Annotated in this window: 24 protein-coding genes; 7 read left to right on the top strand and 17 right to left on the bottom strand. The window is 67.1% G+C overall.

Going from position 1 to position 25,288, the window contains the following annotated elements:
• Both ABNQ39_RS22980 and ABNQ39_RS22975 read right to left on the bottom strand, forming a co-directional pair.
• Positions 1–1,716, bottom strand: coding sequence for a methyl-accepting chemotaxis protein (locus ABNQ39_RS22980; RefSeq protein WP_376960871.1), 1,716 nt, complete (start codon positions 1,714–1,716; stop codon positions 1–3).
• Between the two features lie 214 nt (positions 1,717–1,930).
• A complete protein-coding gene (locus ABNQ39_RS22975) occupies positions 1,931–2,851 on the bottom strand; it encodes a LysR family transcriptional regulator (RefSeq protein WP_376960869.1) in 921 nt (306 codons plus the stop codon).
• Between the two features lie 263 nt (positions 2,852–3,114).
• On the opposite strand from ABNQ39_RS22975, the gene ABNQ39_RS22970 reads away from it, so the two are divergent.
• A complete protein-coding gene (locus tag ABNQ39_RS22970) occupies positions 3,115–3,960 on the top strand; it encodes a hypothetical protein (protein ID WP_376960867.1) in 846 nt (281 codons plus the stop codon).
• Positions 3,961–4,013: 53 nt separating this feature from the next.
• On the opposite strand, the gene gcl is transcribed toward ABNQ39_RS22970, so the two are convergent.
• Positions 4,014–5,783, bottom strand: coding sequence for a glyoxylate carboligase (gcl, locus tag ABNQ39_RS22965; RefSeq protein ID WP_376960865.1), 1,770 nt, complete (start codon positions 5,781–5,783; stop codon positions 4,014–4,016).
• Between the two features lie 123 nt (positions 5,784–5,906).
• Entirely contained in the window at positions 5,907–6,257 is a 351-nt protein-coding gene (gene uraH, locus ABNQ39_RS22960) for a hydroxyisourate hydrolase (protein WP_376960863.1), read from the bottom strand.
• A gap of 189 nt (positions 6,258–6,446) precedes the next feature.
• Between uraH and puuE the strand changes: the two genes are divergently transcribed.
• Both puuE and uraD read left to right on the top strand, forming a co-directional pair.
• Positions 6,447–7,364, top strand: a complete 918-nt coding sequence (puuE, locus tag ABNQ39_RS22955; RefSeq protein ID WP_376960861.1) for an allantoinase PuuE — start codon at positions 6,447–6,449, stop codon at positions 7,362–7,364.
• A gap of 11 nt (positions 7,365–7,375) precedes the next feature.
• Positions 7,376–7,888: a 2-oxo-4-hydroxy-4-carboxy-5-ureidoimidazoline decarboxylase gene (gene uraD / locus ABNQ39_RS22950; protein WP_376960859.1), complete on the top strand. Its 513-nt coding sequence runs from the start codon at positions 7,376–7,378 to the stop codon at positions 7,886–7,888.
• Positions 7,889–8,060: 172 nt separating this feature from the next.
• Here uraD and ABNQ39_RS22945 read toward each other — a convergent pair whose 3' ends face one another.
• The 7 genes from ABNQ39_RS22945 to oxlT form a co-directional block, all read right to left on the bottom strand.
• Positions 8,061–9,455 (bottom strand): NAD(P)(+) transhydrogenase (Re/Si-specific) subunit beta, encoded by a 1,395-nt coding sequence (locus ABNQ39_RS22945; RefSeq protein ID WP_376960857.1) that lies wholly within the window; start codon positions 9,453–9,455, stop codon positions 8,061–8,063.
• 4 nt (positions 9,456–9,459) lie between these two features.
• A complete protein-coding gene (locus ABNQ39_RS22940; protein WP_376960855.1) occupies positions 9,460–9,879 on the bottom strand; it encodes an NAD(P) transhydrogenase subunit alpha in 420 nt (139 codons plus the stop codon).
• Positions 9,880–9,892: 13 nt separating this feature from the next.
• Positions 9,893–11,062 carry a Re/Si-specific NAD(P)(+) transhydrogenase subunit alpha gene (locus ABNQ39_RS22935; RefSeq protein WP_376960853.1) on the bottom strand — a complete coding sequence of 390 codons (1,170 nt, stop codon included), beginning with the start codon at positions 11,060–11,062 and terminating at the stop codon, positions 9,893–9,895.
• Positions 11,063–11,214: 152 nt separating this feature from the next.
• Positions 11,215–11,718 carry a CBS domain-containing protein gene (locus ABNQ39_RS22930; RefSeq protein ID WP_376960851.1) on the bottom strand — a complete coding sequence of 168 codons (504 nt, stop codon included), beginning with the start codon at positions 11,716–11,718 and terminating at the stop codon, positions 11,215–11,217.
• A gap of 86 nt (positions 11,719–11,804) precedes the next feature.
• Positions 11,805–12,833, bottom strand: coding sequence for a 2-dehydropantoate 2-reductase (locus ABNQ39_RS22925; RefSeq protein WP_098737473.1), 1,029 nt, complete (start codon positions 12,831–12,833; stop codon positions 11,805–11,807).
• Positions 12,834–13,059: 226 nt separating this feature from the next.
• Entirely contained in the window at positions 13,060–13,803 is a 744-nt protein-coding gene (locus tag ABNQ39_RS22920; RefSeq protein ID WP_376960848.1) for a sulfite exporter TauE/SafE family protein, read from the bottom strand.
• 302 nt (positions 13,804–14,105) lie between these two features.
• Positions 14,106–15,410 carry an oxalate/formate MFS antiporter gene (oxlT, locus tag ABNQ39_RS22915; RefSeq protein ID WP_376960846.1) on the bottom strand — a complete coding sequence of 435 codons (1,305 nt, stop codon included), beginning with the start codon at positions 15,408–15,410 and terminating at the stop codon, positions 14,106–14,108.
• 476 nt (positions 15,411–15,886) lie between these two features.
• On the opposite strand from oxlT, the gene ABNQ39_RS22910 reads away from it, so the two are divergent.
• Positions 15,887–16,330, top strand: coding sequence for a GNAT family N-acetyltransferase (locus ABNQ39_RS22910; protein WP_376960843.1), 444 nt, complete (start codon positions 15,887–15,889; stop codon positions 16,328–16,330).
• A gap of 89 nt (positions 16,331–16,419) precedes the next feature.
• Here the strand turns inward: ABNQ39_RS22910 and ABNQ39_RS22905 are convergent, their stop codons facing one another.
• Entirely contained in the window at positions 16,420–16,641 is a 222-nt protein-coding gene (locus ABNQ39_RS22905) for a hypothetical protein (protein WP_098737466.1), read from the bottom strand.
• A 427-nt stretch (positions 16,642–17,068) separates the two neighbouring features.
• On the opposite strand from ABNQ39_RS22905, the gene ABNQ39_RS22900 reads away from it, so the two are divergent.
• Entirely contained in the window at positions 17,069–17,524 is a 456-nt protein-coding gene (locus ABNQ39_RS22900) for a CBS domain-containing protein (protein WP_209798293.1), read from the top strand.
• Positions 17,525–17,622: 98 nt separating this feature from the next.
• On the top strand, positions 17,623–18,552 hold the full coding sequence (locus ABNQ39_RS22895; RefSeq protein WP_098737462.1) for a histone deacetylase family protein: 930 nt from the start codon (positions 17,623–17,625) through the stop codon (positions 18,550–18,552).
• A gap of 55 nt (positions 18,553–18,607) precedes the next feature.
• Here ABNQ39_RS22895 and ABNQ39_RS22890 read toward each other — a convergent pair whose 3' ends face one another.
• The 3 genes from ABNQ39_RS22890 to ABNQ39_RS22880 form a co-directional block, all read right to left on the bottom strand.
• Positions 18,608–20,311 (bottom strand): pyruvate, phosphate dikinase, encoded by a 1,704-nt coding sequence (locus tag ABNQ39_RS22890; RefSeq protein ID WP_376960840.1) that lies wholly within the window; start codon positions 20,309–20,311, stop codon positions 18,608–18,610.
• Positions 20,308–20,856 (bottom strand): NAD(P)-binding domain-containing protein, encoded by a 549-nt coding sequence (locus ABNQ39_RS22885; RefSeq protein WP_376960838.1) that lies wholly within the window; start codon positions 20,854–20,856, stop codon positions 20,308–20,310. The genes ABNQ39_RS22890 and ABNQ39_RS22885 overlap by 4 nt, the downstream gene beginning before the upstream one ends.
• A gap of 190 nt (positions 20,857–21,046) precedes the next feature.
• On the bottom strand, positions 21,047–21,829 hold the full coding sequence (locus tag ABNQ39_RS22880; protein ID WP_376960836.1) for an NUDIX hydrolase: 783 nt from the start codon (positions 21,827–21,829) through the stop codon (positions 21,047–21,049).
• A 200-nt stretch (positions 21,830–22,029) separates the two neighbouring features.
• Between ABNQ39_RS22880 and pyk the strand changes: the two genes are divergently transcribed.
• On the top strand, positions 22,030–23,496 hold the full coding sequence (gene pyk, locus ABNQ39_RS22875; protein ID WP_376960834.1) for a pyruvate kinase: 1,467 nt from the start codon (positions 22,030–22,032) through the stop codon (positions 23,494–23,496).
• Between the two features lie 57 nt (positions 23,497–23,553).
• Here the strand turns inward: pyk and ABNQ39_RS22870 are convergent, their stop codons facing one another.
• Complete coding sequence (locus tag ABNQ39_RS22870; RefSeq protein ID WP_098737452.1) at positions 23,554–24,243, bottom strand: GntR family transcriptional regulator; 690 nt, start codon at positions 24,241–24,243, stop codon at positions 23,554–23,556.
• A 154-nt stretch (positions 24,244–24,397) separates the two neighbouring features.
• Positions 24,398–25,093: a thiamine phosphate synthase gene (locus tag ABNQ39_RS22865; protein ID WP_376960832.1), complete on the bottom strand. Its 696-nt coding sequence runs from the start codon at positions 25,091–25,093 to the stop codon at positions 24,398–24,400.
• Between the last annotated feature and the right edge of the window lie 195 nt (positions 25,094–25,288).

Genomic DNA, 25,288 nt, shown 5'->3' with positions numbered 1-25,288 from the left:
TCAGCGCGCCCGGATCAGCATCTCTTCCAGATTGCGGTTGATCGCCTCGACGCCGCTCCGGGCCTGATGCATGTTCGACACCACCCCGTCGGTCAGGGCCATCTGTTCCTCGGCGCCGGTTGCAACGCCATGGACCGTGGATTTCACGCTGTCCACCGACTTGGCGATGCCGCCCAGCGCCTCCACAACCTGACGGACGACCTCCTGCATGGCGACGATCTCGACGCCGATCCGCTCGGTGGCGCCGGAGGTCTGTTCGGCCAGAGACTTCACTTCGGTGGCCACGACTGCGAAGCCGCGGCCGGCCTCGCCCGCCCGTGCCGCCTCGATGGTGGCGTTCAGCGACAGCAGCTTGATCTGGGAGGCGATGGCGTCGATGAATTTCGCCACACCGTCCATCGCCGCCGCAGCGTCGTTCAAACGGCCGGTGGCGCTGTCCGCCGCCGCCGTGCGTCGGTCGATCTCATCCACCACCTCGCGGGATTTCAGGATGTCGGCTGAAATCCGCGTTGCGGACATGCACATCTGCTCGACCGACCCGGCGACATCGACGACCTTCTGAACGGTCTGCTTGGAAAACTCGATGGCTTCCAGGCGCGACCTGATCATGCCGGTCACATCGGTGGCGAACTTCACCACCTTCAGCACCTCTCCCGTCTCGGACAGGACGGGATTGTAGCTGGCGTTGATCCAGACGTCGGACCCGTTCCTGGCCCGGCGGCGGTAGAGCGACGTGTGGAATTTCCCGCCGCGCAGGATCTCCCAGAACTCACGGTATTCGGCGCTGGTCTGCTGTTCCGGCGATACGAACAGGCGATGGTTCCGCCCCACCACCTCTTCCAGCCGGTATCCCATCGCCTTGAGGAAATTGTCGTTGGCGTCGAGGATCGTGCCGTCCGGCTTGAAATGGATCACCGCCTGCGACCGGTTGATCGCTTCGATCTGGGCGCGGAAGTCGGCGTTGCGGACCCGCTGCTCGGTCACGTCGGTCGCGAACTTCACGATCTTCCACGGCTTTCCGGTCGGGTCGAGGATCGGCGTATAGGTCGCCTGAATCCAGACCTGCGCGCCACTCTTGGTCAGGCGCCGGAACTCCCCATTGTGATGCTCGCCATGCGCGAGCCTTTGCCAGAAGACGGCATAGGACGGATTGGCGGCGTCCGTCTTGTCCACGAACATCCGGTGATGCTGCCCCTGCACCTCTTCCAGGCGGTAGCCCATCAGATCGAGGAAGCGCCGGTTGGCCGTCAGGATGGTTCCGTCCAATCCGAACTCGATCACCGCCTGCGACAGTTCGATGGCGGCGAGCTTGCCGTTGGCATCGGCCTCCTTCAGCTTCGCCTCGGTGATGTCGGTGGCGAATTTCACCACGCCGACCGGCCGCCCGCCGGGGCCGAGGATCGGGTTGTAAGTGGCGCGCAGCCAGATTTCGCGGCCCGACTTGGTCACCCGCCGGAACACCGCCGATTGGAAGCGGCCCGCCCTCAGCTCGTCCCAGAAATTGCGGTATTCGGCGCTCGCCGTATGGTCGGGGTGGACGAACATGCTGTGATGGCGGCCTCTCACCTCCTCCAGGCCATAGCCCATCACCTCCAGGAAATTCCCATTCGCATCCACCACCGTGCCGTCCATTGCGAACTCGACGACGGCCTGCGACCGGTCAAGAGCCTCAAGCTTGGCCCGCTCGTTGCTTACGCCCCTGGTGAACAGAAACATGGAGTCCTCCCTTCCTCATGCCGCGCCGGACGGATGCGGAAGGGCCAGGGCTTCCCAATTCACCGCTTCATTCCCGATACGAGCCACGATTGGGATCGTCTCCGGAAACAAAGTATCTTGGCAGGCCGACCTCAGCATACGGCAGCGCCAGGGAGGATAGATAAAGCATCCGGGCCGGCCAGTCAGGATTACCCCTAGGGTTTGGCGCCACCGATCACAAGATCGTCTCCGGCGATATTCCCAACAATGCCGACTTGATCTTCGGCACCATATGGTCGGCGAAAGCCCGTACCTTTGCCGGAACCAGCGCGCGATGGGGATAGAGCACGGCCAGCGTCACCGGCTCCGGCAGGAAATCGGGCAGCACCGGTACCAGGGCGCCGCTGGCCAGATGCTCCGCCACCTCCCACAGCGGCTTCATGGCGATCCCCCGCCCGTCGAGCGCCCAGCCGGTCAGCACGTCGCCGTCGTCGGCGTCGAAGCGGCCGGAGACCGGCAGCTTCACCGGCTCGCCGCCCTCCAGCACGCTCCACTGATATTGCTGGGTGCCGGGAAAGCGCAGAAGCAGGCAGTTGTGGCCGGACAGATCTGCCGGCCTTTCCGGCCGTCCGCGCTCCGACAAATAGGACGGGGCCGCCACCAGCACACGGCGCACGTCGGCGATCTTGCGCACGACGAAGCTGGAATCCTTCAGCGCCGCCATGCGCACCGCCACGTCGACCGCCTCGCGCAGCAGGTCGAGCAGATGGTCGGACAGGCGCAGCCGCACCTCGACCAGTGGGTGGGCGGCACAGAAGTCGGGGACCAACGGCGCCAGGATGCGGCGGCCGAAGCTCAAGGGCGCCGTCACCCGCACGCTGCCTGACGGCACGCCGGAGCCGGCGGCGATGCTGCTGTGCGCCCGTTCCACCGCCTCCAGAACCTCCAGGCAGCTCTGGTAGAAATCCATGCCGGTCTCGGTCGCCTGCAACTGCCGCGTCGTGCGGTTCAGCAGCCGGACGCCGAGATGGGTTTCCAGCTGCTGGATGCGGTGGCTGACCATGGCCGGCGACATGCGCAGGTTCCGCCCGGCGGCTGACAGGCTGCCCAGTTCGACGACGCGGACGAAGATGCGCATGTTCTCAAGCAACGCCATGCTCGCGCGGACTCCCTGCCAGACGATTGGGCCGAACCGGTGGGTTTACGGATCGGGACGGACGCTAGCACGCCTCACCCGCCGCTGGGAATTTGCCACTCCCGTTCGGAGCGTTGCAGTGCAAAAACCCACCCGTCCGGCGATTCTGGTGGAGATATGTACGGATGCCCGGCCAAGCAGGCGCCGTAGCCCGGCTTATCGTCAACGGAAGGTCGCGCAGAGCGGGGCCTTCGACAACGCAGACGATCAATCGGGAGGGCAGCATGGGCGAAGGCGACCGGTGGAGCGATCATGGCGGCGGACGTCACGGCAACGGTCATGGCACTGGACACGCCGGGCACGGCATCGGCCATGGCGGGCACCACGGCAATGGCTGGGGCCACGGAAAGGGGCATGGCTGGGGGCACGGCCATCCTGGGGACGGAGACGGCGACGATGCCTATGAGGGTCTGTATGTCCTCGATGTTCGGGGCACCATCGACCTGCCCGTCCCTTTCCTGGACGAGGACGTGCAGACCGGCGATCCGTTCCGCATGACCGTCGCGATGCTGTTCGATGATCCCGCGATCAGCACCGACGACACCAGTTTCCGACGCTATTTCGACGACCAGCCCAACCGGCTGCTTCTATCGGTTCAGGTCGGCGACAGCGAGGTGGAGCATGTGGTGGATGCCTTCGTCCAGCCGAACGACGGCACCACTCTGGTGATCGGCGACGACACGCTCTACCGTGAGTTCCTGACGATTCCGGAGCCGCCGCGGACGCCGGAGGATCTGCTCGCCGTCATCGCCGCCGGCACCTCCACCGACCCCGCCAACAACCAGCAGCTTTGGCTGCGGGCGCAGATCAGCGTGACCGATCCGTCCGGCGCCATGATCGACGATCTGAGCCTGGAGGACAGCGCGACCTTCATTCCGCCGCCCGACGGCGAAGCGGTGGCCACCTTTTCGCGATTCCGCGAAGGCCCGGTCAATTACGATGCCGACCTTTATGGCGTCGTGACGTCTGTGTCGCTGAACAGCATCGACCCCACGGATGTGTTCTCCGCGGAAAGCCTCGCTGCCATCGGCTATCCGCTCCAGACCGGCGGCAGCTGTTTCGCCGCCTGAAAACGCGAAAGGCGCGCCGCCGGGCGCGCCTTCCGTTGGGAAGGACCGGTCGGTCAGACCAGAACGGTCTCGCTCTCGTCCACCGGCAGGTCGAGGGTTTCCTCGAACTCGGTGACGCTGTCGATGTCGGCGCCCATGGAAATGTTGGTCACCCGCTCCAGCACCAGCTCGACGACGACCGGCACCTGATACTGGTCCATCCAGGCCTGGGCCTGGGTGAACGCCTCCTGGATGCGGTCGGGCTCGGTGACGCGGATCGCCTTGCAGCCCAGCCCCTCGGCCACCGCGACGTGATCGACGCCATAGACGCCGATCTCCGGCGCGTTGATGTTCTCGAAGGACAGCTGCACCTGGAAGTCCATCTGGAAGGCGCGCTGCGCCTGCCGGATCAGGCCGAGATAGGCGTTGTTCACCAGCACATGGATGTAGGGCAGCTTGTGCTGGGCGCCGACCGCCAGTTCCTCGATCATGAACTGGAAGTCGTAGTCGCCGGACAGCGCGACGATGCGCCGCTTCGGATCGGCCACGCGGACGCCCAGCGCCGCCGGCAGGGTCCAGCCCAGCGGGCCGGCCTGGCCGCAGTTGATCCAGTGGCGCGGCTTGTAGACGTGCAGGAACTGCGCGCCGGCGATCTGCGACAGGCCGATGGTGGTGACGTAGGTGGTGTCCTGGCCGAAGGCGCTGTTCATCTCCTGATAGACGCGCTGCGGCTTCATCGGCACCTGATCGAAGTCGCTGCGGCGGTGCATCGACCGCTTGCGGCCCTGGCAGTCCTTGACCCAGCCGCCGAGATCCTTGAAGCGCCCCTCGGCCTTCCACTCCTTGGCGACCTCGATGAACAGGTCGAGTGCCGCGCCGGCATCCGACACGATGCCGAGGTCCGGCATGAAGACGCGGCCGATCTGGGTCGGCTCGATGTCGACATGCACGAACTTGCGGCCCTTGGTGTAGACCTCGACCGAGCCGGTGTGGCGGTTGGCCCAGCGGTTGCCGATGCCCAACACGAAGTCGGACTTCAGCATCGTCGCGTTGCCGTAGCGGTGGGCGGTCTGCAAGCCCACCATGCCGGCCATCAGCGGATGGTCGTCGGGGATGGTGCCCCAGCCCATCAGCGTCGGGATCACCGGCACGCCGAGCAGCTCGGCGAACTCCACCAGCTTGTCGGAGGCATCGGCGTTGACGATGCCTCCGCCGGCCACGACCAGCGGACGTTCCGCCGCCGCGAACATCGCCAGCGCCTTCTCGACCTGGGCACGGGTGGCAGAGGGCTTGTAGACCGCCAGCGGCTCGTAGGTCTCGTCGTCGAACTCGATCTCCGCCATCTGGACGTCGATGGGCAGGTCGATCAGCACCGGGCCGGGGCGGCCGCTGCGCATCAGGTGGAAGGCCTGCTGGAAGACGTAGGGCACCTGCGCCGGCTCCAGCACGGTCACCGCCCACTTGGCGACCGGCTTGGCGATGTCGGCGATGTTGATCGCCTGGAAATCCTCCTTGTGCAGGCGGGCGCGCGGCGCCTGGCCGGTGATGCACAGGATCGGGATCGAGTCCGCGATCGCCGAATAGAGGCCGGTGATCATATCGGTGCCGGCCGGGCCGGAGGTGCCGATGCACACGCCGATGTTGCCGGCATTCGCCCGCGTGTAGCCTTCGGCCATGTGCGAGGCACCCTCGACATGGCGGGCCAGCACATGGCGCATCGTGCCGCGCCGCTGCATCGCCGCATAGAAGGGGTTGATCGCGGCGCCCGGGACGCCGAAGCAGACGTCGATGCCCTCCCGCTCCAGCACCCGCACCGCCGCTTCCGCCGCCGTCATTCTCGCCATCGCTCGACTCCTCACCAAACGCGATTGTTGCTGAAGACAGCTAAGCGCGCGGATGGTGGGTACGGCAAATCAACGGGTTGCCTTTTCCACAGGCTGGAAAGCGGTGCCGAATGGGGATGAGCCTCAGCTGCCGCGATACGTCGAATAGGCCCAAGGCGAAACCAGCAGCGGCACATGATAATGCTGGGACGCGTCCTTGATGCCGAAGCGCAGCGGAACCTCGTCGATGAAGTCCGGGCCGTCACCCGAGATCACGCCGATGCGGCGGAAATACTCGCCGGCCATGAACAGCAACTCGTAGCGGCCAGTCTTGAACTCCTCGCCCTGGAGCGCCGGGGCATCGAGCCGGCCGTCGGCATTCGTTGTGAACTCGCCGAGAACGGCGCCGGTGTCGAGCGAGGTCAGGCGGATGTGCATGCCCGGCGCCGGACGGCCGGCGGCGATGTCGAGGACGTGGGTGGTCAGGCGGCCCATGGGGTACGGTCTCCGCAACGATGCGACTTCGGACCCACAGCTTAAGCGCATCCGCCCTGCCCTGCCCACCCGTCCAGATCCGGAAACTGTCTTCGGCCGCCGGAAGACAATCGGCCGGTTGAACCCCCTGCCGCCAATGGCTTAGCGTAGGTTCCGCTTCGACCGCAGCGCGAAAAGGGCGAGACGACGATGACCGGCACCGCTTATCCCCGCGACATGATCGGCTATGGCGCCACCCCGCCGCAGGCCAACTGGCCGGGCGGCGCCCGCGTGGCGGTGCAGTTCGTCATCAATTACGAGGAGGGCGGCGAGAACTGCGTCCTCCATGGCGATGCCGCGTCGGAGGCCTTCCTGTCGGAGATCGTCGGCGCCCAGCCGATTCCCGGCGCCCGCCACATGAACATGGAGTCGATCTACGAATACGGCTCGCGCGCCGGCTTCTGGCGGCTGCACCGCCTGTTCACCGAGCACAACCTGCCGGTCACCGTCTATGGCGTCGCCATGGCGCTGGAGCGCAATCCGGAGGTGGTCGCCGCGATGAAGGCCGCCGGCTGGGAGATCGCCACCCATGGCTGGCGCTGGATCGACTACCAGCATCTGCCGGCGGAGGTGGAGCGCGAGCACATGCTGCGCGCCATCGAAATCCACACCCGCGTGACCGGCTCCCGTCCGCTCGGCTGGTATCTCGGGCGGTGCAGCCCGAACACCTGGCGGCTGGTCGCCGAGGAGGGCGGCTTCGTCTACAACGCCGATTCCTACGCCGACGACCTGCCCTATTGGGACGACAGCCATGGCCGGCCGCAGCTGATCGTGCCCTACACGCTCGACGCCAACGACATGCGCTTCGCGACCAACCAGGGCTTCAACAGCGGCGACCAGTTCTTCGCCTATCTGAAGGACAGCTTCGACACGCTCTATGCCGAGGGGGAGACGGCGCCGAAGATGATGTCCATCGGGCTGCATTGCCGTCTGGTCGGGCGTCCCGGCCGTGCGGCGGCGCTGGCGCGTTTCCTCGATTATGTGCGCGCCCACGACAAGGCGTGGGTGGCGACCCGGCTCGACATCGCCCGCCACTGGATCGCCGAACATCCCTACACCGCGAAGTGAGAGCGCAGCAGATGCCCTACAGCATGGACGATTTGAACCGGATGGACCGCGCCGACTTCGTCGCGGCGTTGGGTGCCGTGTTCGAGGATAGCCCCTGGGTGGCCGACGCCGCCTGGGACAAGCGCCCCTTCGCCGATGCCACGGCCTTGCGCACGGCTATGACCGGCATCGTCCGCGCGGCGGGGACGGAACGGCAGCGCGCCCTGATCCTGTCCCACCCCGACCTTGCCGACCGCGCCAGCCGCCCGGCCAACCTGACCGCCTTCTCGCAGACCGAACAGGCCAGGGCCGGCCTGAACGAGCTGACCGAGGCGGAGGCGCAGGAGCAGCGCAACCTGAACCGCGCCTATCGCGAGCGCTTCGGCTTCCCCTTCATCATGGCGGTCCGCTTCAGCAGCAAGCAGGAGATCCTGGCGGCAATGCGCGAGCGCGTGGCGAACGAGCCGGAGGTGGAGTTCGGCCGGGCGCTGGAGGAGATCTACAAGATCGCCGGCTTCCGGCTGGACGATCTGGTGACGGGATAACGCCGGCCCTTAGAGTGTGATCGGTTCAAGCGGAATCGCTTGAAGCGTGAATCACACGGAAAACCAAAAGCTTAGAGTTTGTCTGGTGCTTCAATAAGCATCAGACAAACTCTAAAACGAAAAAAGCGCGCCGCCCCAACAGGAGCGGCGCGCTTTCTTTTACCAGCAATCGTTACGCTTCCATGGCCTTGACGACCTCTTCGGTGACCTTCTTGGCGTCGCCGAACAGCATCATCGTGTTGGGGCGGAAGAACAGCTCGTTCTCGACACCGGCGTAACCGGCGGCCATGCCGCGCTTGATGAAGAACACCGTCTTGGCCTTCTCCACATCCAGGATCGGCATGCCGTAGATGGCGCTCGTCGGGTCGGTCTTGGCGGCGGGGTTGGTCACGTCGTTGGCGCCGATGACGAAGGCCACATCCGCCGTACCGAAGTCGCGGTTGATGTCCTCCAGCTCGAACACCTCGTCGTAGGGCACGTTGGCCTCGGCCAGCAGCACGTTCATGTGACCGGGCATACGGCCCGCCACCGGGTGGATGGCGTACTTCACGTCCACGCCTTCGTGCTTCAGGCTGTCGGCCATTTCGCGCAGGGCATGCTGGGCCTGGGCCACCGCCATGCCATAGCCGGGGACGACGATCACCGACTGGGCGTTCTTCATGATGTAGGCGGCATCCTCGGCCGAGCCGGCCTTGACCGAACCCTGCGGACCCTTGGCGGGACCGCCGGCAGCGGCACTCTCGCCGCCGAAGCCGCCGAGGATGACGTTGAAGATCGAGCGGTTCATGCCCTTGCACATGATGTAGGACAGGATGGCGCCCGAGGAGCCCACCAGCGCACCGGTGATGATCAGCAGGTTGTTCTGCAAGGTGAAGCCGATGCCGCAAGCCGCCCAGCCCGAGTAGCTGTTCAGCATCGAGATGACGACCGGCATGTCGGCACCGCCGATCGGTAGGATCAGCAGGAAGCCCAGCGCCAGCGCCACGACGACGATCAGCCACATCGCGGCATCGGCGTTCGACTGGACCAGCCAGCCGATCAGGATGACGGTCAGCACGCCGAGCGCCGCGTTCAGCGGATGCTGCATCGGGAAGACCAGCGGCTTGCCGGTGACCAGACCCTGGAGCTTGGCGAAGGCGACGATGGAGCCGGTGAAGGTAATCGCACCGACCGCGGTGCCCAGCGCCATCTCGATCAGCGAGCCCTTGGCGATGGCACCGCGGAGGCCGATGCCATAGGCCTCCGGCGAGTAGAAGGCGGCGAGCGCCACGAAGACGGCGGCCAGACCGACCAGCGAATGGAAGGCGGCGACCAGCTGCGGCAGCGCCGTCATCTCGATCTTCTTGGCCACCACATAGCCGATGGCGCCGCCGATGGCGATGCCGAGCACGATCATCCAGTAGGACTGGACGATGGGCGAGGCCAGCGTGGTCAGGATGGCGATGGTCATGCCGACCATGCCGTAGATGTTGCCCTGGCGCGAGGTCTCCGGGCTGGACAGCCCGCGCAGCGCCATGATGAAGCAGATGGAGGCGACGAGGTAGAGAAGGGCGGACAAGGTTTCCATGGTCTTACTTGCCCTTCTTCTTGAACATGGAGAGCATGCGCTGGGTCACGAGGAAGCCGCCGAAGATGTTGACGGACGCCAGGATGACGGCGAGGAAGCCGAGGACCTTGGAGAAGCCGAATCCGGCCGGACCGGCGGCGACCAGCGCGCCGACGATGATGACCGACGACACGGCGTTGGTGACGGCCATCAGCGGCGAATGCAGGGCCGGGGTGACGCGCCAGACGACGTAATAGCCGACGAAGCAGGCCAGAACGAGCACCGTCAGGCCGGTGACGAAGAAGCTGCCGTGGCTGGCCGCTTCGGTCACCGAGACCGGCGACAGCTGCGCCACCTGGACGGCCAGGGCATCGACCTGATTGGTCAGGGCCGCCAGGGTCTGGCGGAAGGCGGCGATGTTGCTTGCGGGATCCGGGTGTTCCATGGGATCCGCCTCCTCACGCGGGTTGCGCTTCGCGGGCGTCCGCGAAGGCAGGATGCACGATGGCGCCGTCGCGGGTCAGCGCGATGGCCTTGACGATCTCGTCGTCCCAGTTGACCGCCACGCCCGTCTCCTTGCCGTGCAGCGACGTCAGCAGCGCCAGCAGGTTCTTGGCGTACAGGAGCGAGGCGCTCTCGGCGATGCGGCTGGCGTAGTTGGCGTGGCCGACGATCTTCACGCCGTTGGCCGTGGTCACCACCTCGCCCAGCTTGGAGCCCTCGACGTTGCCGCCCTGCTCCACCGCCAGATCGATGATCACCGAACCCGGCTTCATCGACGCCACATGCTCCGCCGTCACCAGGATCGGCGCCTTGCGGCCAGGGATCAGCGCGGTGGTGATGACGAGGTCCTGCTTCTTGATGTGCTCGGCGACCAGGGCTGCCTGCTGTCGCTTGTAGTCGTCGGACATCTCCTTGGCGTAGCCGCCGGCGGTCTCGGCCTGCTTGAACTCGTCGTTCTCGACGGCGACGAAGCTGCCGCCCAGCGACTGCACCTGCTCCTTCACCGCCGGGCGCACGTCGGTGGCCGAGACGATGGCGCCGAGGCGCTTGGCGGTGGCGATGGCCTGGAGGCCGGCGACGCCGACGCCCATGATGAAGGCACGGGCCGGCGGCACGGTGCCGGCGGCGGTCATCATCATCGGGAAGGCACGGCCATACTCGCTGGCAGCATCGACGACGGCCTTGTAGCCGGCGAGGTTGGCCTGGGAGGACAGCACGTCCATGACCTGGGCGCGGGTGATGCGCGGCATGAACTCCATGGCGAAGGCGTTGACGCCGGCATCGGCGTAGGCCTTCACATGGTCGCGGCTGTTGTAGGGATTGAGGATGGCGAACAGCAGCGTGCCCTTACGGATCAGCGCCAGTTCGTCCAGTTCCCCTTCACCGGAAATCAGCGGCCTCTGCACCTTCAGCACGATGTCGGCATCGGCCAGCGCCGAAGCCTCGTCCGCGGCGATTACGGCCCCCGCCGCCTCATAGGCTGCGTCAGGAAGGCTGGAACCGAGACCGGCCCCGCTCTCCACCACCACGTCCAGACCGAGGGCTTTGAATTTCTTGACGGTTTCGGGAGACGCGGCGACGCGGCGCTCGCCCGGGCGGCGCTCCCTGGGTATCGCGATCTTCATGTCGTTTGCTTTCGAAAGCCGGCCTTGGCGGCGGGCAATAATCGGCCCACCCCTGGGTCAAGGCTCCCGGTCAGGGCCGGATCAGGGCGGGCAAGCGCCGAAGCGGCAACTCAGGTGGGGTGGCGGACATGCGCCGACCCCACCCGCAGCACTCACTGGTTGGCAACGACCGGGAAATCCCAGCCCTCGGCCGCCGTGGCGGCGGCTGTGGCGGCAGCCGTGACAGCGGCGGTGGCCGCCGGAACGCCCTCGCCCGACAGCTCTTCCAACTGGCGGCGGATCAGGTCGCGGACGCTGACGACGCCGACCAGGGTGGATCCTTCCAGAACCGGGACATGGCGGATGCCGTGCTCGTCCATCAGGCTCAGCACATGACGGACGGAGTCCGACGGGCTGCAGCAGTAGGGATCGCGCGTCATCAGCGCCGAAACCGCCTGCTCCAGGATGGCGGGACCGCGGTCGACCAGGGCGCGGACGACATCGCGTTCGGAAATGACGCCGACCACCGTGTTGCCTTCGGTGCGGCAGACGTCCTTGACCACCAGCGCGCCGGTGTTCTCCGCCTTCATCAGGCGCAGCGCGGTGGAGACCGTTTCATTGATGCGCACCATGCCGATGCGCGTGCCCTTCTTGCGGAGAATGTCCTCGACCTTCATGACGCTCCACCCCCCTTGAGGCGGCCGGCGCGAACCCAGTCCTGGTGTGCGCCGGCCGCGTCGCCTGACTCGATTTCTGGTTTTGCCTACTGGGCCGCCACCGCTTCCGGCGTGCGGGCGGGAGCGGCGGACTGCGGCCGGCTGTAGCAGCCGGCGGTCTCGCCGCGCTGCTTCACCAGCGCCAGCACCACGTCGATGGTCGGCGTCGGCACGCCCACCATGCGGCCCATCTCCTGCACCACCGACAGCAGCGGGTCGATCTCCATCGGCCGGCCGCGCTCCAGATCCTGGAGCATCGAGGTCTTGTGCGCGCCCACCGCGGCGGCGCCGTTGATGCGGCGCTCCACATCGACGCGGAAATGGACGCCCAGCTTGTCGCCGATGTCCTTGGCCTCCAGCATCATCGCCTTGGCGACGGCGCGGGTGTCGGCATCGCCGCAGATGACCTCCAGCGTGCCGTGGGTCAGCGCGCTGATCGGGTTGAAGCAGAGGTTGCCCCACAGTTTCAGCCAGATCTCGTCGCGGATGCGGTCCAGCACCGGGGCGCGCAGGCCGCCGGCCTCCATCGCCTTCGACAGGGCGACGACGCGGTCCGACTTCGATCCGTCCGGCTCGCCGAGAGAGAATTTGTCGCCATAGACATGCTGGATGACGCCCGGCTCCACCACCTCGGTCGCCGGATAGACGACGCAGCCGATGGCGCGCTGGGGACCAAGGCCCTTCCACTGGACCGAACCCGGATCGACGGTTTCCAGCGTGCGGCCGTCGAACTCGCCGCCGGTGCCGTAGAAATACCAATAGGGAATGCCGTTGACCGCGGTGACGACGGCGGTGTGGTCACCGAGAAGCGGTTGCATCGCGGGCACGACACCGGGGACGGAGTGGGCCTTCAACGCGACGATCACATAATCCTGCGGGCCGAGTTCGGCCGGGTTGTCGGTGCAGCGGGGGTGGACGACGGTCTTCTCCTCCCCCATCAGCAAGGTGACGCCGTTTTCGCGCATCGCCGCCAGATGCGCGCCACGCGCCACCAGACTGACTTCGGCACCTGCCTGATGCAGGCGAACGCCGAGGTAGCCGCCGATGGCCCCGGATCCGTAGATGCAGATCTTCATGCCGGATTCCCCTCTCCCCCGATTTCACTTTTTGAATGCTGTGGGGCTGGACGACGCCAGCCTGCCCGCACCGGCCGCATCCATCGGCTGACCGGTCGCTTTGCAGCGGCATCCAACAGTCTGTCGCGCAAACTGTGTCTGGAGTTTGGTATACCACATACCGTATGTCAATGCGGAATGTGGGGGCTCGGTTGAGATTGCGGACGCCGGATACACCCCGTTCGGATCAGGCTCCCTTCGCGAAAAAGTACAGGGTCAGCACTGCTCCGATGATAACCACCACGGTCTTCAAAAGCTTGGGATCGACCCGCTTCGCACCGATGGCGCCAGCATAGCCGCCGGCCACCGCCGCCAGGGCCATCGCCACCGTTTCCGGCCAGGACACCGCACCGGCGACGATGAAGGTGCCGACCGCCGCCGCGTTCATCAGCATCGCCAGCAGAAGCCGCAGCCCGTTCATGGCGTGGATGTCGCGCAGCCCGAACAGGGTCAGCGCCGCCAGCATCAGGAAGCCGATGCCACCGCCGAAATAACCGCCATAGATCGAGATCAGGAACTGCACCACCAGCACGCTGCGCCCGCCCAGCCGCAGCCTGGACACGATGCCCGGCGCATAGGCGCCGATGGCGAAGACGGCCGTTGCGAACAGCAGAAGCCAGGGCACGAAGCGGGCGAAGGTCGCGTTCGGCGTCACCAGCAGAAGCAGCGCGCCCACCAGCCCGCCGACGAGGCTGAGGGCGGCGAAGACCGGCACATTCACTTGGCCGCCGGCGGCGATCTCCCGCCGGTAGGCCCAGCTGCTGGCCGCCTGCCCCGGAAACAGCGCCACGGTGCTGGAGGCGTTGGCGGCCACCGGCGGCACCCCGGCGAACAGCAGGGCCGGAAAGGTGATGAAGGCGCCACCTCCGGCGACGGCGTTGAGAGCCCCGGAACAGAAGGCCGCCAGCATCAGGACAAGAATACCCAACATGACCGACCCACCCCTTTCGATCCGTGTTGACGGCACCAGCCGTATTCTGTATACAGAATATCAGTCTCCGAGCGTTCTCTGCCCGGACCTGTCAGTCGGGGGTGAGGGTCGTGAATGCGGTTCACGGCCGGCCTCCCAAAACGCGACAAACCGACACCGGGACCAATGCGGTGGTCCCGATGCCGGTTTGTCGTTTTTTCCGGCGGTACTTAGTCCGCCCTTACACTCTTCCGCCGTTACCTGGAGTTCCGGCTGGCCCCCCGGTCAACGGGAACCCTGTCGGCGGAAGGTCCGCGGTTCTTTCAGTCGGCGCCCTCGGTCACCAGCTTGCCGACCGGCTGGGTGGTGTCCTCGGCGATCTGGCGGGCACGCATCGGCTTCAGGACGAACAGGGCCATGAAGGCGGCGATGGCGTTGACCGCGGCGGCGAAGAAGAACACCGCCTGCCAGCTGCCGGTCGAAGACACGATCACGTTGGCGAAGGGAACGACCAGCGACGCGGTGCCCTTGGCGGTGTAGAGCAGGCCGGCGTTGGTGGTGGCGAACTTCGACCCGAAGCTATCGGCGCAGCAGGACGGGAACAGGCTGTAGATCTCGCCCCAGGCGAAGAACACCAGACCGGTCAGGACGACGAAGGCGACCGGGTGCTGGCCCCACTGGTTCAGCGCCAGGATGCCGACCGCTTCGATGGCGAAGGCGACGAACATCGTGTTTTCGCGGCCGATATGGTCGGACACCCAGCCGAAGAACGGACGGGTCACGCCGTTCAGCACGCGGTCGATGGTCAGCGCGAAGGTCAGCGCCGGCAGGGTCAGGCCCATGATGCTGACGGGCATGCCGTCGAGGTGGAAGTCCTTGGCGATCGGGCCGAGCTGGGCCGTGGCCATCAGACCGCCGGCGGCGACCATGACGAACATCAGGTACATCACCCAGAAGACCGGCGACTTCAGCGTCTCCTGCGGGGTGTAGTTGCGGCGGCTCTGAGCAATGTTGCTCTTGGTCTTCGGCAGCAGGGCCGGGTCGGCTTCCTTCAGGAACCAGGCCAGCGCGAAGACGATCAGGCCCTGGCCCAGACCGAACACCAGGAAGGTCTGCTCGAAGCCGGAGGTCTGGATCATGTTGGCGATCGGAACGACCGTCAGGGCGGAACCGGCACCGAAGCCGGCGGCGGTCAGGCCGGCGGCCAGGCCGCGGCGATCTGGGAACCACTTCAGCGCGTTGCCGACGCAGGTGCCGTACACGGCGCCGGCACCGACGCCGCCCACGGCCGCGCCGATGTAGAGCAGCGCCAGCGAGTCGGCGAACGAATTGATAACCCAGGCCAGGGCGCACAGGATGCCACCGACCACGACGACGATGCGGGGACCGAACTTGTCGACGAACCAGCCCTCGACCGGCACCAGCCAGGTTTCGGTCACGACGAAAATGGTGAAGGCGATCTGAATGGCGGCACGGCCCCAATGATACTTTTCATCGATGGGGTTGACGAACAGCGTCCAGCCATATTGCAGGTTCGCAATCATCGACATACAGATCACGCCGATGACCAACTGCATCCAGCGGCCGCCGAGCGGTGCTCCCTGCGCCTCCGAATTCGTATGCTGCATCTTCTATCTCCTCCTAGGAAGCGGTTCTCTGCCGATTCGGGCGTCGCTTCTGTTTTGATGCTTTAGGCGTTTTGTTTTGGTGTCTTCTGAGATGCTTCGGAATTTGATGCTGTTGTTTGCTGTGAGTGGCAGCGCGGCGGGGATGCGGCCCCGGGGCGCTTCACTGCTGTGGGAGGCGGGTTTTCGCCCCCCGCCAAATCGGTGCGGTCCTGATCCGATCTGGAATTATCAATATGGTATACCAGATGCCGAATGCCGTGCAAGCGATTAGTGGAAGGCACGAACTGTTTCCGCAGGCTGCATTCGCGCCGCTGCGGGGCCTACCTCCTGCCATTGGTTTTCCGGCACGCGGAAAGTGTGTCAGGCCAGCTTTTTGCCGGACAAGCTTCTGGCATATGGTATGCCAGCGCCGGGGACGTACCGTCGGTGCCGATGCCCTTTCCGGCAGAACCCATATTGATAAGGAGTCGACCGCCATGGACCAGCAGCAGAACATTGAGATCGTCGTGGCGCGTGACGATGCCGATATCGCCGCCAGCTACCCGGTCATGAAGGAGCTGCGGACCCACATGACCGACCCCGAAGCCTACCGCGCGCAGATCCGCCGCCAGATGGACGACGGCTACAACCTCGCCCTGCTGCGGCTGGATGGCGAGGTCGCCGGCTGCGGCGGCTTCCGCGTCCACGAGACGCTGTCGCGCGGCCGCTATATGTATGTCGAGGATCTGGTGACCAGCTCCGCCAAGCGCTCCTACGGGCTGGGCGACAAGCTGTTCGACTGGCTGGCCGGCGAAGCGCGGGAGCGCGGCTGCGCCCAGATGGAGATCATCTCCGGCATCCAGCGCGGCGAGGCCCACCGCTTCTATCACCGCAAGCGGATGACCATCAAAAGCTTCCAGCTGGTGCTGCCGCTCGCCTGACCGGACAGGGCGACAAAAGCCGGCACAAACGAAAAAGACGGCCCCGGGAGGCCGTCTTTCTCACGATGACAGGAAGGAAGAGGCGCGGATCAGAAGGCGCGCGGGAAGCTCGCCCAGGCCGGACCGGGCGGCAGTTCGTCTTCCGGTTCCTTGAGATCGGCCTCGGTCGGGTTGGCAAGGCGAAGCGGCGCGGAGGAGAAATCGCGCTGCGACTTGCCCGCGTTGGCGATCTGCATCGACAGAATATAGTGGACCGTGCCGCCGAAGACGGACAGCACAAGCGCCAGAACCAGCATTTCCAACATGTTCATCGCTCCAGTGTCTCGGTGGGGTGCTTTTTTGTTTGGTCGGCTTCGGCGTGACAATTCCGTTATGACGCGATGCAGCAATTGGTTCAAGTTTTTTGGTATACAAGGTACATGATGCCGGACATGCGCATACCGCATGCCTCAGCCCATTTGCATGCATAACAAACATATCGCATTACGAACAGTATGGCTGTGCTGCGTTGGTATCATGAGGCAACAGGGCGAGGCCCGTTGCGCTGCACCATCGTATGAGGCGGCCTGAAAATTGGGGCCGCCGCCAAAATTGGTCAGCGAAATTGTTTGATTGGCGTACAGTATTTGGCATACCATATTCAAAGCACGACGCCCGGCCGGGCGCCCTGCCGGCCCTGAAGACGGGCCGCCCCACAGATGGCTTTCCCGCCAGCCGCAGCCGATCAGGAGTCCCGCCATGAAGGTCGAACACATCCTGCGCACCAAGCAAGCCCGCGTCGTCGCCGTGCGGACCAGTGCGACGGTCGCCGACGCCATCCGCCTGATGAAGGCGGAGAACATCAGCGCCCTGGTCGTCAAGGACGTCTGCCGCACCGAAGGCAACACGCTGGCCGGCGTCCTGTCGGAGCGCGACATCGTGCACGCCCTGCTGGAACGCGGCAGCTCGCTGATGGCGATGCCGGTGTCGCAGTTGATGACCCGCCAGCCGGTGACCTGCGCCCCGTCCGACAGCGTGCGGCAGGCCTTGCATCTGATGGAGCAGCATCACATCCGCCATCTTCCGGTTCTGGAGGACGGACATCTAGTCGGCGTCGTCAGCGCCCGCGACTTCACCCGGCTGCAATTGCAGGAGCTGGACGGCACCGTCACCGCGGTCGCGGAACCGCCGGCCGCCGCCACCTACGCCCACTGATCGTTCCACCCGGCCGCCCTACCCGGGCCGCCCCACCCGACTGCGGCGCCGCCGGCACATCGAGTCCGGCGGCGCCTTTGCCATGGGAGTGACCCTCCGTGACCACCCTGATCTTCACCCATCACGACTGCTTCGCGCACGACACCGGCCCCGGCCACCCGGAGGCGCCGGAACGGCTGGCCGTGGTGTGGCAGGTGCTCGATCGGCCGGAGTTCCGCGACCTGGAGCGCCGGTCAGCGCCCGAAGCGGATGTGGAACAGCTGTCGCGCGTCCATGAGCGCTCTTATGTCGATGCGGTCCTGGCCGCGGTCCCGACCGACGGCTATCAGCGGCTGGACGGCGACACGCTGCTGTCGCCGGGGTCGCGCGGTGCGATCCTGCGCGCCGCCGGGTCGGTCTGCGCCGCGGTCGATGCCGTGCTGGCCGGCGAGGCGACCAACGCCTTCTGCGCGGTGCGCCCCTGCGGCCACCATGCCGAACCCGCCCGCGCCATGGGATTCTGCGTCTTCAACAACATCGCCGTCGGGGCGGAGCATGCCCGCAAGATCCATGGGCTGACCCGTGTCGCGGTGGTCGATTTCGACGTGCATCACGGCAACGGCACGCAGGCGATGTTCGCCGACGACCCCAACCTGTTCTTCGCCTCGACCCACCAGTCGCCGCTCTATCCCGGCACCGGCAATTCCTGGGAGCGCGGCGTCGACGGCAACATCCTGAATCTGCCGCTGGAGCCCTACAGCGGCTCCGTCGAGTTCCGACAGGCGGTGGAGCGCGTCATCCTGCCGGCGCTGGAGGCGTTCCAGCCGGAACTGCTGCTGATCTCCGCCGGTTTCGACGCCCACAAACGCGATCCGCTGGCGCAGCTCGGCCTCACCAACGAGGATTTCGAATGGGTGACGCGCAAGCTGGTCGAGCTTGCCGACCGCGTCTGCGGCGGCCGGGTGGTGTCGGCGCTGGAGGGCGGCTATGACGCCACCGGTCTGGCGGAAGGCTGCGCCGCCCATCTGACGGCGCTGATGCGGGCCTAAAAGGGGCGCGTTATCAAGGGGGAAGACGTTCCCTCCCCTCTCGATCTCCTGCCCCTCAATCCGTCGCCAGCCCCACCCCGCATTCGCGCGCCCACTCCAGCAGCCGGGCGGTCGCACCGTCCGGCGCCGGCCGCTGCAACGGGGCCGCCCCCAGCACCACGGCGCCATTGCTGCCGTCGATGGTCAGCAGGTCGCCGGTGCGGACGGTCACATCGCCGACCCGCATCACCCCCTCCTCGACATCGATGCGGAGCATGCGGGCGCCGCAGACGCAGGGCCTGCCCATGCCGCGGGCCACCGTGGCGGCGTGGCTGGTGAAGCCGCCGCGGGCGGTGACGATTCCGATGGCGGCGTGCATGCCGTGGATGTCCTCCGGCGAGGTTTCCGGCCGGCACAGGATCACCGGCGCCCCGCCGCGCGCCAGCCGCACCGCGTCGTCGGTGGTGAAGGCGGCCCGGCCGGTGGCCGCTCCGGGCGAGGCCGGCAGGCCGGTGGCGATGGCCGCCGCCAGCGCATCGGCCGTCAGGGTCGGGCGCAGCAGCTCGTCCAGCGCCTGCGGATCGACGCGGCGCACCGCCTCGTCGCGGGCGATGATCCCCTCCTCCGCCAAGTCCACGGCGATGCGGACCGCCGCCTCGGACGACCGCTTGCCGCTGCGCGATTGCAGGATGAACAGGCGCCCGCCCTCCACCGTGAACTCGATGTCCTGCATGTCGGCGAAGGCACGCTCCAGCCGCTCCGCCACGGTGCACAGCTCGGCATAGACGGCCGGCAGGCGGCGCTCCATGGAGCGGTCGGGGTTGAGCTGGTCGGCGCTCAGCGGGTCGGGGTCGCAGGTGCCGGACACCACGTCCTCGCCCTGGGCGTCGGCGAGGAACTCGCCGCACAGGCCGGGGGCGCCGGTCGAGGGGTCGCGGGTGAACAGCACGCCGGTGCCCGAATCCGGCCCGCGGTTGCCGAACACCATCGCCTGCACCGTCACCGCCGTTCCCAGATCCTCCGGAACGTCGTGCAGGGCGCGGAACGCCACCGCCCGCGGGTTCATCCAGGAGCGGAACACCGCCGCCACCGCCAGACGTAGCTGCTCGGCGGGATCCTGGGGGAAGGGCCGGTCGCAGCGGGTCTCCACCAGCCGCAGGAGGGACGGAAGCAGGCTGCGCCAATCCTCCGCCGTCAGGTCGCCGTCGCGCTGGAGCGCCCGCTCCTCCTTGTGCTCGTCCAGCAGCGCCTCGAACCGGTGGCCGGGCACGCCCATCACAACGCAGCCGAAGGACTGGACCAGCCGGCGATAGCAGTCATAGGCGAAGCGCGCGTCGCCCGACGTCGCCGCCAGCCCTTCGACGCTGCGGTCGTTGAGACCGAGATTGAGGATGCTGTCCATCATGCCGGGCATCGACACCGCGGCGCCGGAGCGGACCGACAGCAGCAACGGACGCCCGGCATCGCCGAAACGCCCCCCGGCCTGCCGCTCCAGCGCCAGGACGGCGCCGTCGATCAGCTCGATCAGGCCGGCCGGCAGCGCATCCTGCGCGCCCAGACCGCGCCCAGCCTCCGCGGCGATGACGAAGCCCGGCGGCACCGGAATGCCCAGCGCCGCCATCTCCACCAGACGTGCCCCCTTGTTGCCCAGACGCCCGACATCGGCCCGGCCGTCACCCAGCCCGGCACCGAAGGGAACGATCACGTCCGGTACGGCCGCCAGGAGGAGAGCGGCCGGATGGCGGAGCGGGGCGATGTCGGGAACGGTCAAGCTGTTCATGATGCACTCAACATGGGTTCGGCCGGCCCGTCGAAGGCCATCAGACGCAGCAGCCGGTGCAGTCCATCCGGATCGTCGTTCTTCCTGTCCGCAGTCCGGGCAAGATGCGCCCGCTGCCCGTCACCGGCTCCGCCGGCACGGACGACGCCATCGCTAAACAGCCGCAGCAGCGGTTCGGCCCGCGCGCAGGCCGCATCGCTGCCGCCCAGATCGATGGTGAAGCCGGGGGTGAAACCGGGAGCAAGCGGCGCATCGGCGGTCAGGACCCCCATGCCGGACAGCCGCGCGGCGTTGGCCACAGCCTCGGACGGCGGGATGCGGGACAGGTCGATCACCAGCGTGCCCGGCGGCAGGGCGCCGGCAAAGCCGTCATTGGCGAAGCGGGCGTCGCCGAACAGGGCGGCCTCGACCGCGCGGGCATCGGGCAACAGCATCATCACGACGTCGCACATCCCGGCTTGGTGACGGAACGCGCCGCGGCCATGGCGGTCGTGGTGCAGCCGGTGCCCGGTCTGCCGCAGCCTGTCCATGATCGCATCGGCCATCTCCCCATTTCCGACGAACCCGACATCCATTGCGCGATCCTCCTGCCTCCGCCCCCGCCGCCGTTACCGTTACCCTCAGCGGGATCCGGCGCCGTGCGTCAGTCTGGAGATTGATTGCGCATTCCGCGTCGCACAATAGCACCATCGCGCAATTTTCACATCGCGGAAACCCGTCCCGACTTACCTAATCTTACCCAAGCCTAACATGTTCGGCCGGTGTCTCCAGTGGCGAAAAGCCGCAGCCCTCCGGAATGCGGAGCACCGGACCGGACGGGGTTTCCACCAGCTGCGGCACGATCGGCGGTGGAAATTCCAATCCAAGACGGGCAAGTGACATCGCCGCCGCCACGTCGGCACAGCCCGCCAGCCGCAGCAGCGTCATCCGGGTGGCGTAGACCAGCCGCCGCCGTCCGGCCCCCGCCTCCGCCAGCAGGCGGCGCGGACTCGCCCACAGGGTGTCGACCGCCTCGCCGCCATCGCAGACCGGTTGCTGCCCGTCCGGGGCCGGGGCCAGATAGAACAGCGTGTCGAAGCGGCGCGGCAGCATCTCCGGCGTCACCCAGCGCGCCAGCGGCGCCATGCGGTCGAGGGCGGGAACGGCGCCCGCCCGCTCCAGCGCCTCGGCGAACCCCTCCCCCGCCGCCAGCGCGCGGCGCAGCTCGTCGAGAGCGCCGGGCGCAAGGGGATCGCGGGACAGCACAACGCCGCATTCCTCCGCGCACTCCCGCAAGGCGGCGACGCGGTGCGCCAGATCGGCCGACGGGTCCCCATCCGGCCAGAACCGGCGCCAATGCGGATCATGGTCCATCGCCTCCATCCGCCCACCGGGGAAGACGGTGGCGCCGGGGGCGAAACGCAGGCCGGCATGGCGTTCCATCACCAGCAGTTCCAGCCCGTCAGGCCCGTCCCGCAGCAGGATCAGCGTGGCGGCGGGATGGGCTGGAACGGGGCTTTGCGGCGCGGTCTCGGGCATGCCCCAGTGTCGCCGACGGGTCGGCCGGCTGTCCATGTGTCGCGGGTGGAACCACTCTCACGATGCGGAATAAGGATCGGGCGCCGTTTGACCGTCCGGCCTAAGACTTCCAGCATCGGCCCAACACCGAACCTCAACTCATCATCGTTCGCCAGTCCCGCCCCTTTTCGCAAAGGGCCGGGCGGAGGAAGGCTGTCGTCATGCCGTTTCACCGCAGCACAAAGATCGTCGCCACGCTGGGTCCCGCCAGCTCGTCGGAAAGCCAGATCACGGCGCTCGCCCGGGCGGGCGTGAATGTCTTCCGCCTGAACGCCAGCCACGGCACCCAGGCCGAACATGCGGAGCGCTTCGCCCGCATCCGTGCCGCCGAAAAGACCGTTGGCCGGCCGATCGGCGTCCTGCTCGACCTCCAGGGGCCGAAGCTGCGGGTCGGCACCTTCGGCTTCGGGCCGGTGGATCTCGCCATCGGCGATCGTTTCCGCCTGGATCTCGACCGCCGGCCGGGCGACAGCCGCCGCGTCTGCCTGCCCCATCCGGAGGTTTTCGCCAGCCTGGAGGCCGGCCTGGACCTGCTGCTGAACGACGGCCGCATCCGGCTGCGCGTTCTGGACTGCGGCCCCGACTTCGCGGAGACCGAGGTGGTGGCCGGCGGCACCCTGTCCGACCGCAAGGGCGTCAATGTGCCGGGTGCGGCGCTGGCGCTCAGCGCCCTGTCGGAGAAGGACCGCAGCGACCTCGCCTTCGGACTCGACCTCGGGGTGGACTGGATCGGCCTCAGCTTCGTCCAGCGGCCGGAGGACATCCTGGAAGCGCGCGAGCTGATCGGCAACCGGGCGCATGTGATGACCAAGATCGAGAAGCCGGCAGCCTTGCCGACGCTCGACCGCATCATCGAACTGTCCGACGCGGTGATGGTGGCGCGCGGCGACCTCGGCGTCGAACTGCCGCCGGAGGACGTGCCGGGCCTGCAGAAGAAGATGATCCGGCTCAGCCGCGCCATGGGCAAGCCGGTGATCGTCGCCACCCAGATGCTGGAATCCATGGTGTCGGAGCCGACCCCGACCCGCGCCGAGGCGTCCGACGTCGCCAACGCCGTCTATGACGGGGCCGATGCGGTGATGCTGAGCGCCGAGTCCGCCTCCGGCCGTTATCCGGTGGAGGCGGTGGCGATGATGGAACGCATCGTCCGCCGGGTGGAGGGCGACCCGCTCTACCGCCGCATCATGGATGCCGACCATCCCAGCCCGGAGGCGACGGCCCCCGACGCGCTGACCGCCGCCGCGCGACAGGTGGCGGAAACCATCAGCGCCGCGGCCATCGTCACCTACACCACCACCGGCTCGACCACCTTGCGCGCCTCGCGCGAGCGGCCCGGCGTGCCGATCCTCGGCCTCAGCGCCAACGAGGCGACGGCGCGGCGGCTGTCGCTGGCCTGGGGCGTCCATGCCGTGCTGACCGACGACGTGGCGAATTTCTCGGAGATGGTCGGCCGTGCGCTGACGGCGGCGGCGGAGACCGGCATCGGCAAGTCCGGCCAGTCGCTAGTGATCACCGCCGGCGTCCCCTTCGGCACGCCGGGCAAGACCAATTCCCTGCGGGTGGTGACCATCGACGGCGACGATATGCCGAAGCTGGAGACGGCGCAGAAGGAGGCGGTGACGGTCTAAGCACGCTGCGGTCGGGGCGGCGTAAACCGCCCTGGCCTGTTCCTCACTCCCGGAAACTTACTCCAGGAAATCGCAGTGCTTCTCCACATGTGCGGCCAGACCCATGGTGTGCTCGCGCACCAGCCGTTCGGCGAGGTTGGCGTCGCGGTCCTCCAGCGCCTTGATGATGGCGCGGTGGTCGTGGATGGAGCGCTCGGCCCGGTCTTCCTGGCCGATGGTCAGCTTGCGGATCGCCCGCATGTGGATGAACAGGTTGTCGGTGACGTCCTGAATCAGCTTCGACCCGCTCAGCTGGATGATGCTCTTGTGGAAGGCAATGTTGGCGTCGGAATATTCGCCGACATGGTCCTTCGGGCTGCGCTGCTCGAAGCTGCCGAACAGGTCCCACAGCTTGTGGATCTCGGCGGCCGGGGCATGTTCGGCGGCCATGCGGGCGGCCATGCTTTCCAGCGCGGCCCAGACCTGGATCATCTCGACGATCTCGGTCTTGGTCTTGCGCACGACGAAGATGCCACGGCGCGGTTGCAGGCGGATGAAGCCTTCCTGCTCCAGCAGGGTCAGCGCCTCGCGGATCGGGGTGCGGCTGACGCCGAGCTTGTCGCTGAGCTGCCGCTCGTCCAGCCGGATCTCGCGGTCATGGTCGTAGATGTCCATCTCCGTGATCGCCTGCTTCAGCGCGTGATAGACCTGACTGCGGAAGGTGGTTCCGGTGTCGAGGGGCTGGACGTTGAGAGCGGGAAAGGTCATGGAGTGGATGTCCTCATGTCTCGCCGGACGTTGCGGCGCAGCCGGGCGGGCCCCCGGTTCGGGACCTTCGGCGTTTTCGTATCCTACATACCAGATGCATGCAAGCCGTTGAGATGTCCAGGGGGACAGGCGTGAATTGCGCCCACGGCCGGCTTCAGCGCGGCAGATCGTCTCCCTCCGGCGCCAGCGCCGCCAGCAGAGGCTTGAGCGCCTGCGCATCGCGCATCGCCAGCCCCATCACCGCAATGCCCGCGGCCCCGGCCGCCCGGCATCCGGCCACCGCATCCGCCCGGTCGAGACCGCCCAGCCCGACCACCGCCATGCCGCAGCGCGCCCCGAGTTCCACCCATCGCCGCAGGCCCGCCTCGCCCAGGCAGGGCCCGTAGCCCGGCTTGCTGGCGGAGGGGAAAACCGGCGAGACGGTCACATAGTCGGCCTGCCCGGCCGCCCGCTCCATCGCCGCCGCACCATCCGAGTCGTGGAGCGACAGCCCGATCAGCGCCCCGGCCCCCAGCAGCGCACGCGCCGCCGCCGGATCGCCGCCGGCCGGCAGATGCACCCCGTCCGCACCGGCCGCAGCGGCCAGCGCCGGGTCGCCATGCAGGGTGACGCGGGCTCCCCACGGACGGGCGCACGCAATCAATGCGCGAGCCAGCTCCAGCCTTTCCCTATCGGGCAAGTCCTTGTCCCGCAAGGATAGCCAGCGCACGCCGCAGACGAACAGACGCTCCGCCACCTGCGGCAGCGGCCGGTCGGCCAGCCTGCGGTCGGTGATCGCCAGCAGCGGCGGCTCGGGCAATGGCGTGGGACGTGAAATGGGACCGAGTCCTTCGGTTGGGCCGATCATCATCGCAGGGCCCGTCCCTTTCGGCCAGTTCCGGGACGGTCATTTTCCCATCCTGCGGAAATCCAGCGGATACAAATCGACAATCCACATGCCCGTTGTCCGTCCGGCAAATGGTTCGTATTGACATCATCCGTTAAACTGATGATCGTAGAGGCGGGCATGGGGCATTTGGCATGCCAGCAACCCCAAGTTGGTGGC

The organism is Azospirillum sp. A26, assembly GCF_042604635.1.
Lineage (GTDB): Bacteria > Pseudomonadota > Alphaproteobacteria > Azospirillales > Azospirillaceae > Azospirillum > Azospirillum palustre.
This window is presented reverse-complemented; position numbering and strand designations above follow the sequence as displayed.

Excerpts from the sequence above, each read along its gene's own strand:
- ABNQ39_RS22980 (WP_376960871.1), bottom strand. The coding sequence starts at position 1,716 with ATGTTTCTGTTCACCAGGGGCGTAAGCAACGAGCGGGCCAAGCTTGAG.
- ABNQ39_RS22975 (WP_376960869.1), bottom strand. The coding sequence starts at position 2,851 with ATGGCGTTGCTTGAGAACATGCGCATCTTCGTCCGCGTCGTCGAACTG.
- ABNQ39_RS22970 (WP_376960867.1), top strand. The coding sequence starts at position 3,115 with ATGGGCGAAGGCGACCGGTGGAGCGATCATGGCGGCGGACGTCACGGC.
- gcl (WP_376960865.1), bottom strand. The coding sequence starts at position 5,783 with ATGGCGAGAATGACGGCGGCGGAAGCGGCGGTGCGGGTGCTGGAGCGG.
- uraH (WP_376960863.1), bottom strand. The coding sequence starts at position 6,257 with ATGGGCCGCCTGACCACCCACGTCCTCGACATCGCCGCCGGCCGTCCG.
- puuE (WP_376960861.1), top strand. The coding sequence starts at position 6,447 with ATGACCGGCACCGCTTATCCCCGCGACATGATCGGCTATGGCGCCACC.
- uraD (WP_376960859.1), top strand. The coding sequence starts at position 7,376 with ATGCCCTACAGCATGGACGATTTGAACCGGATGGACCGCGCCGACTTC.
- ABNQ39_RS22945 (WP_376960857.1), bottom strand. The coding sequence starts at position 9,455 with ATGGAAACCTTGTCCGCCCTTCTCTACCTCGTCGCCTCCATCTGCTTC.
- ABNQ39_RS22940 (WP_376960855.1), bottom strand. The coding sequence starts at position 9,879 with ATGGAACACCCGGATCCCGCAAGCAACATCGCCGCCTTCCGCCAGACC.
- ABNQ39_RS22935 (WP_376960853.1), bottom strand. The coding sequence starts at position 11,062 with ATGAAGATCGCGATACCCAGGGAGCGCCGCCCGGGCGAGCGCCGCGTC.
- ABNQ39_RS22930 (WP_376960851.1), bottom strand. The coding sequence starts at position 11,718 with ATGAAGGTCGAGGACATTCTCCGCAAGAAGGGCACGCGCATCGGCATG.
- ABNQ39_RS22925 (WP_098737473.1), bottom strand. The coding sequence starts at position 12,833 with ATGAAGATCTGCATCTACGGATCCGGGGCCATCGGCGGCTACCTCGGC.
- ABNQ39_RS22920 (WP_376960848.1), bottom strand. The coding sequence starts at position 13,803 with ATGTTGGGTATTCTTGTCCTGATGCTGGCGGCCTTCTGTTCCGGGGCT.
- oxlT (WP_376960846.1), bottom strand. The coding sequence starts at position 15,410 with ATGCAGCATACGAATTCGGAGGCGCAGGGAGCACCGCTCGGCGGCCGC.
- ABNQ39_RS22910 (WP_376960843.1), top strand. The coding sequence starts at position 15,887 with ATGGACCAGCAGCAGAACATTGAGATCGTCGTGGCGCGTGACGATGCC.
- ABNQ39_RS22905 (WP_098737466.1), bottom strand. The coding sequence starts at position 16,641 with ATGAACATGTTGGAAATGCTGGTTCTGGCGCTTGTGCTGTCCGTCTTC.
- ABNQ39_RS22900 (WP_209798293.1), top strand. The coding sequence starts at position 17,069 with ATGAAGGTCGAACACATCCTGCGCACCAAGCAAGCCCGCGTCGTCGCC.
- ABNQ39_RS22890 (WP_376960840.1), bottom strand. The coding sequence starts at position 20,311 with ATGAACAGCTTGACCGTTCCCGACATCGCCCCGCTCCGCCATCCGGCC.
- ABNQ39_RS22885 (WP_376960838.1), bottom strand. The coding sequence starts at position 20,856 with ATGGCCGATGCGATCATGGACAGGCTGCGGCAGACCGGGCACCGGCTG.
- ABNQ39_RS22880 (WP_376960836.1), bottom strand. The coding sequence starts at position 21,829 with ATGCCCGAGACCGCGCCGCAAAGCCCCGTTCCAGCCCATCCCGCCGCC.
- pyk (WP_376960834.1), top strand. The coding sequence starts at position 22,030 with ATGCCGTTTCACCGCAGCACAAAGATCGTCGCCACGCTGGGTCCCGCC.
- ABNQ39_RS22870 (WP_098737452.1), bottom strand. The coding sequence starts at position 24,243 with ATGACCTTTCCCGCTCTCAACGTCCAGCCCCTCGACACCGGAACCACC.
- ABNQ39_RS22865 (WP_376960832.1), bottom strand. The coding sequence starts at position 25,093 with ATGATGATCGGCCCAACCGAAGGACTCGGTCCCATTTCACGTCCCACG.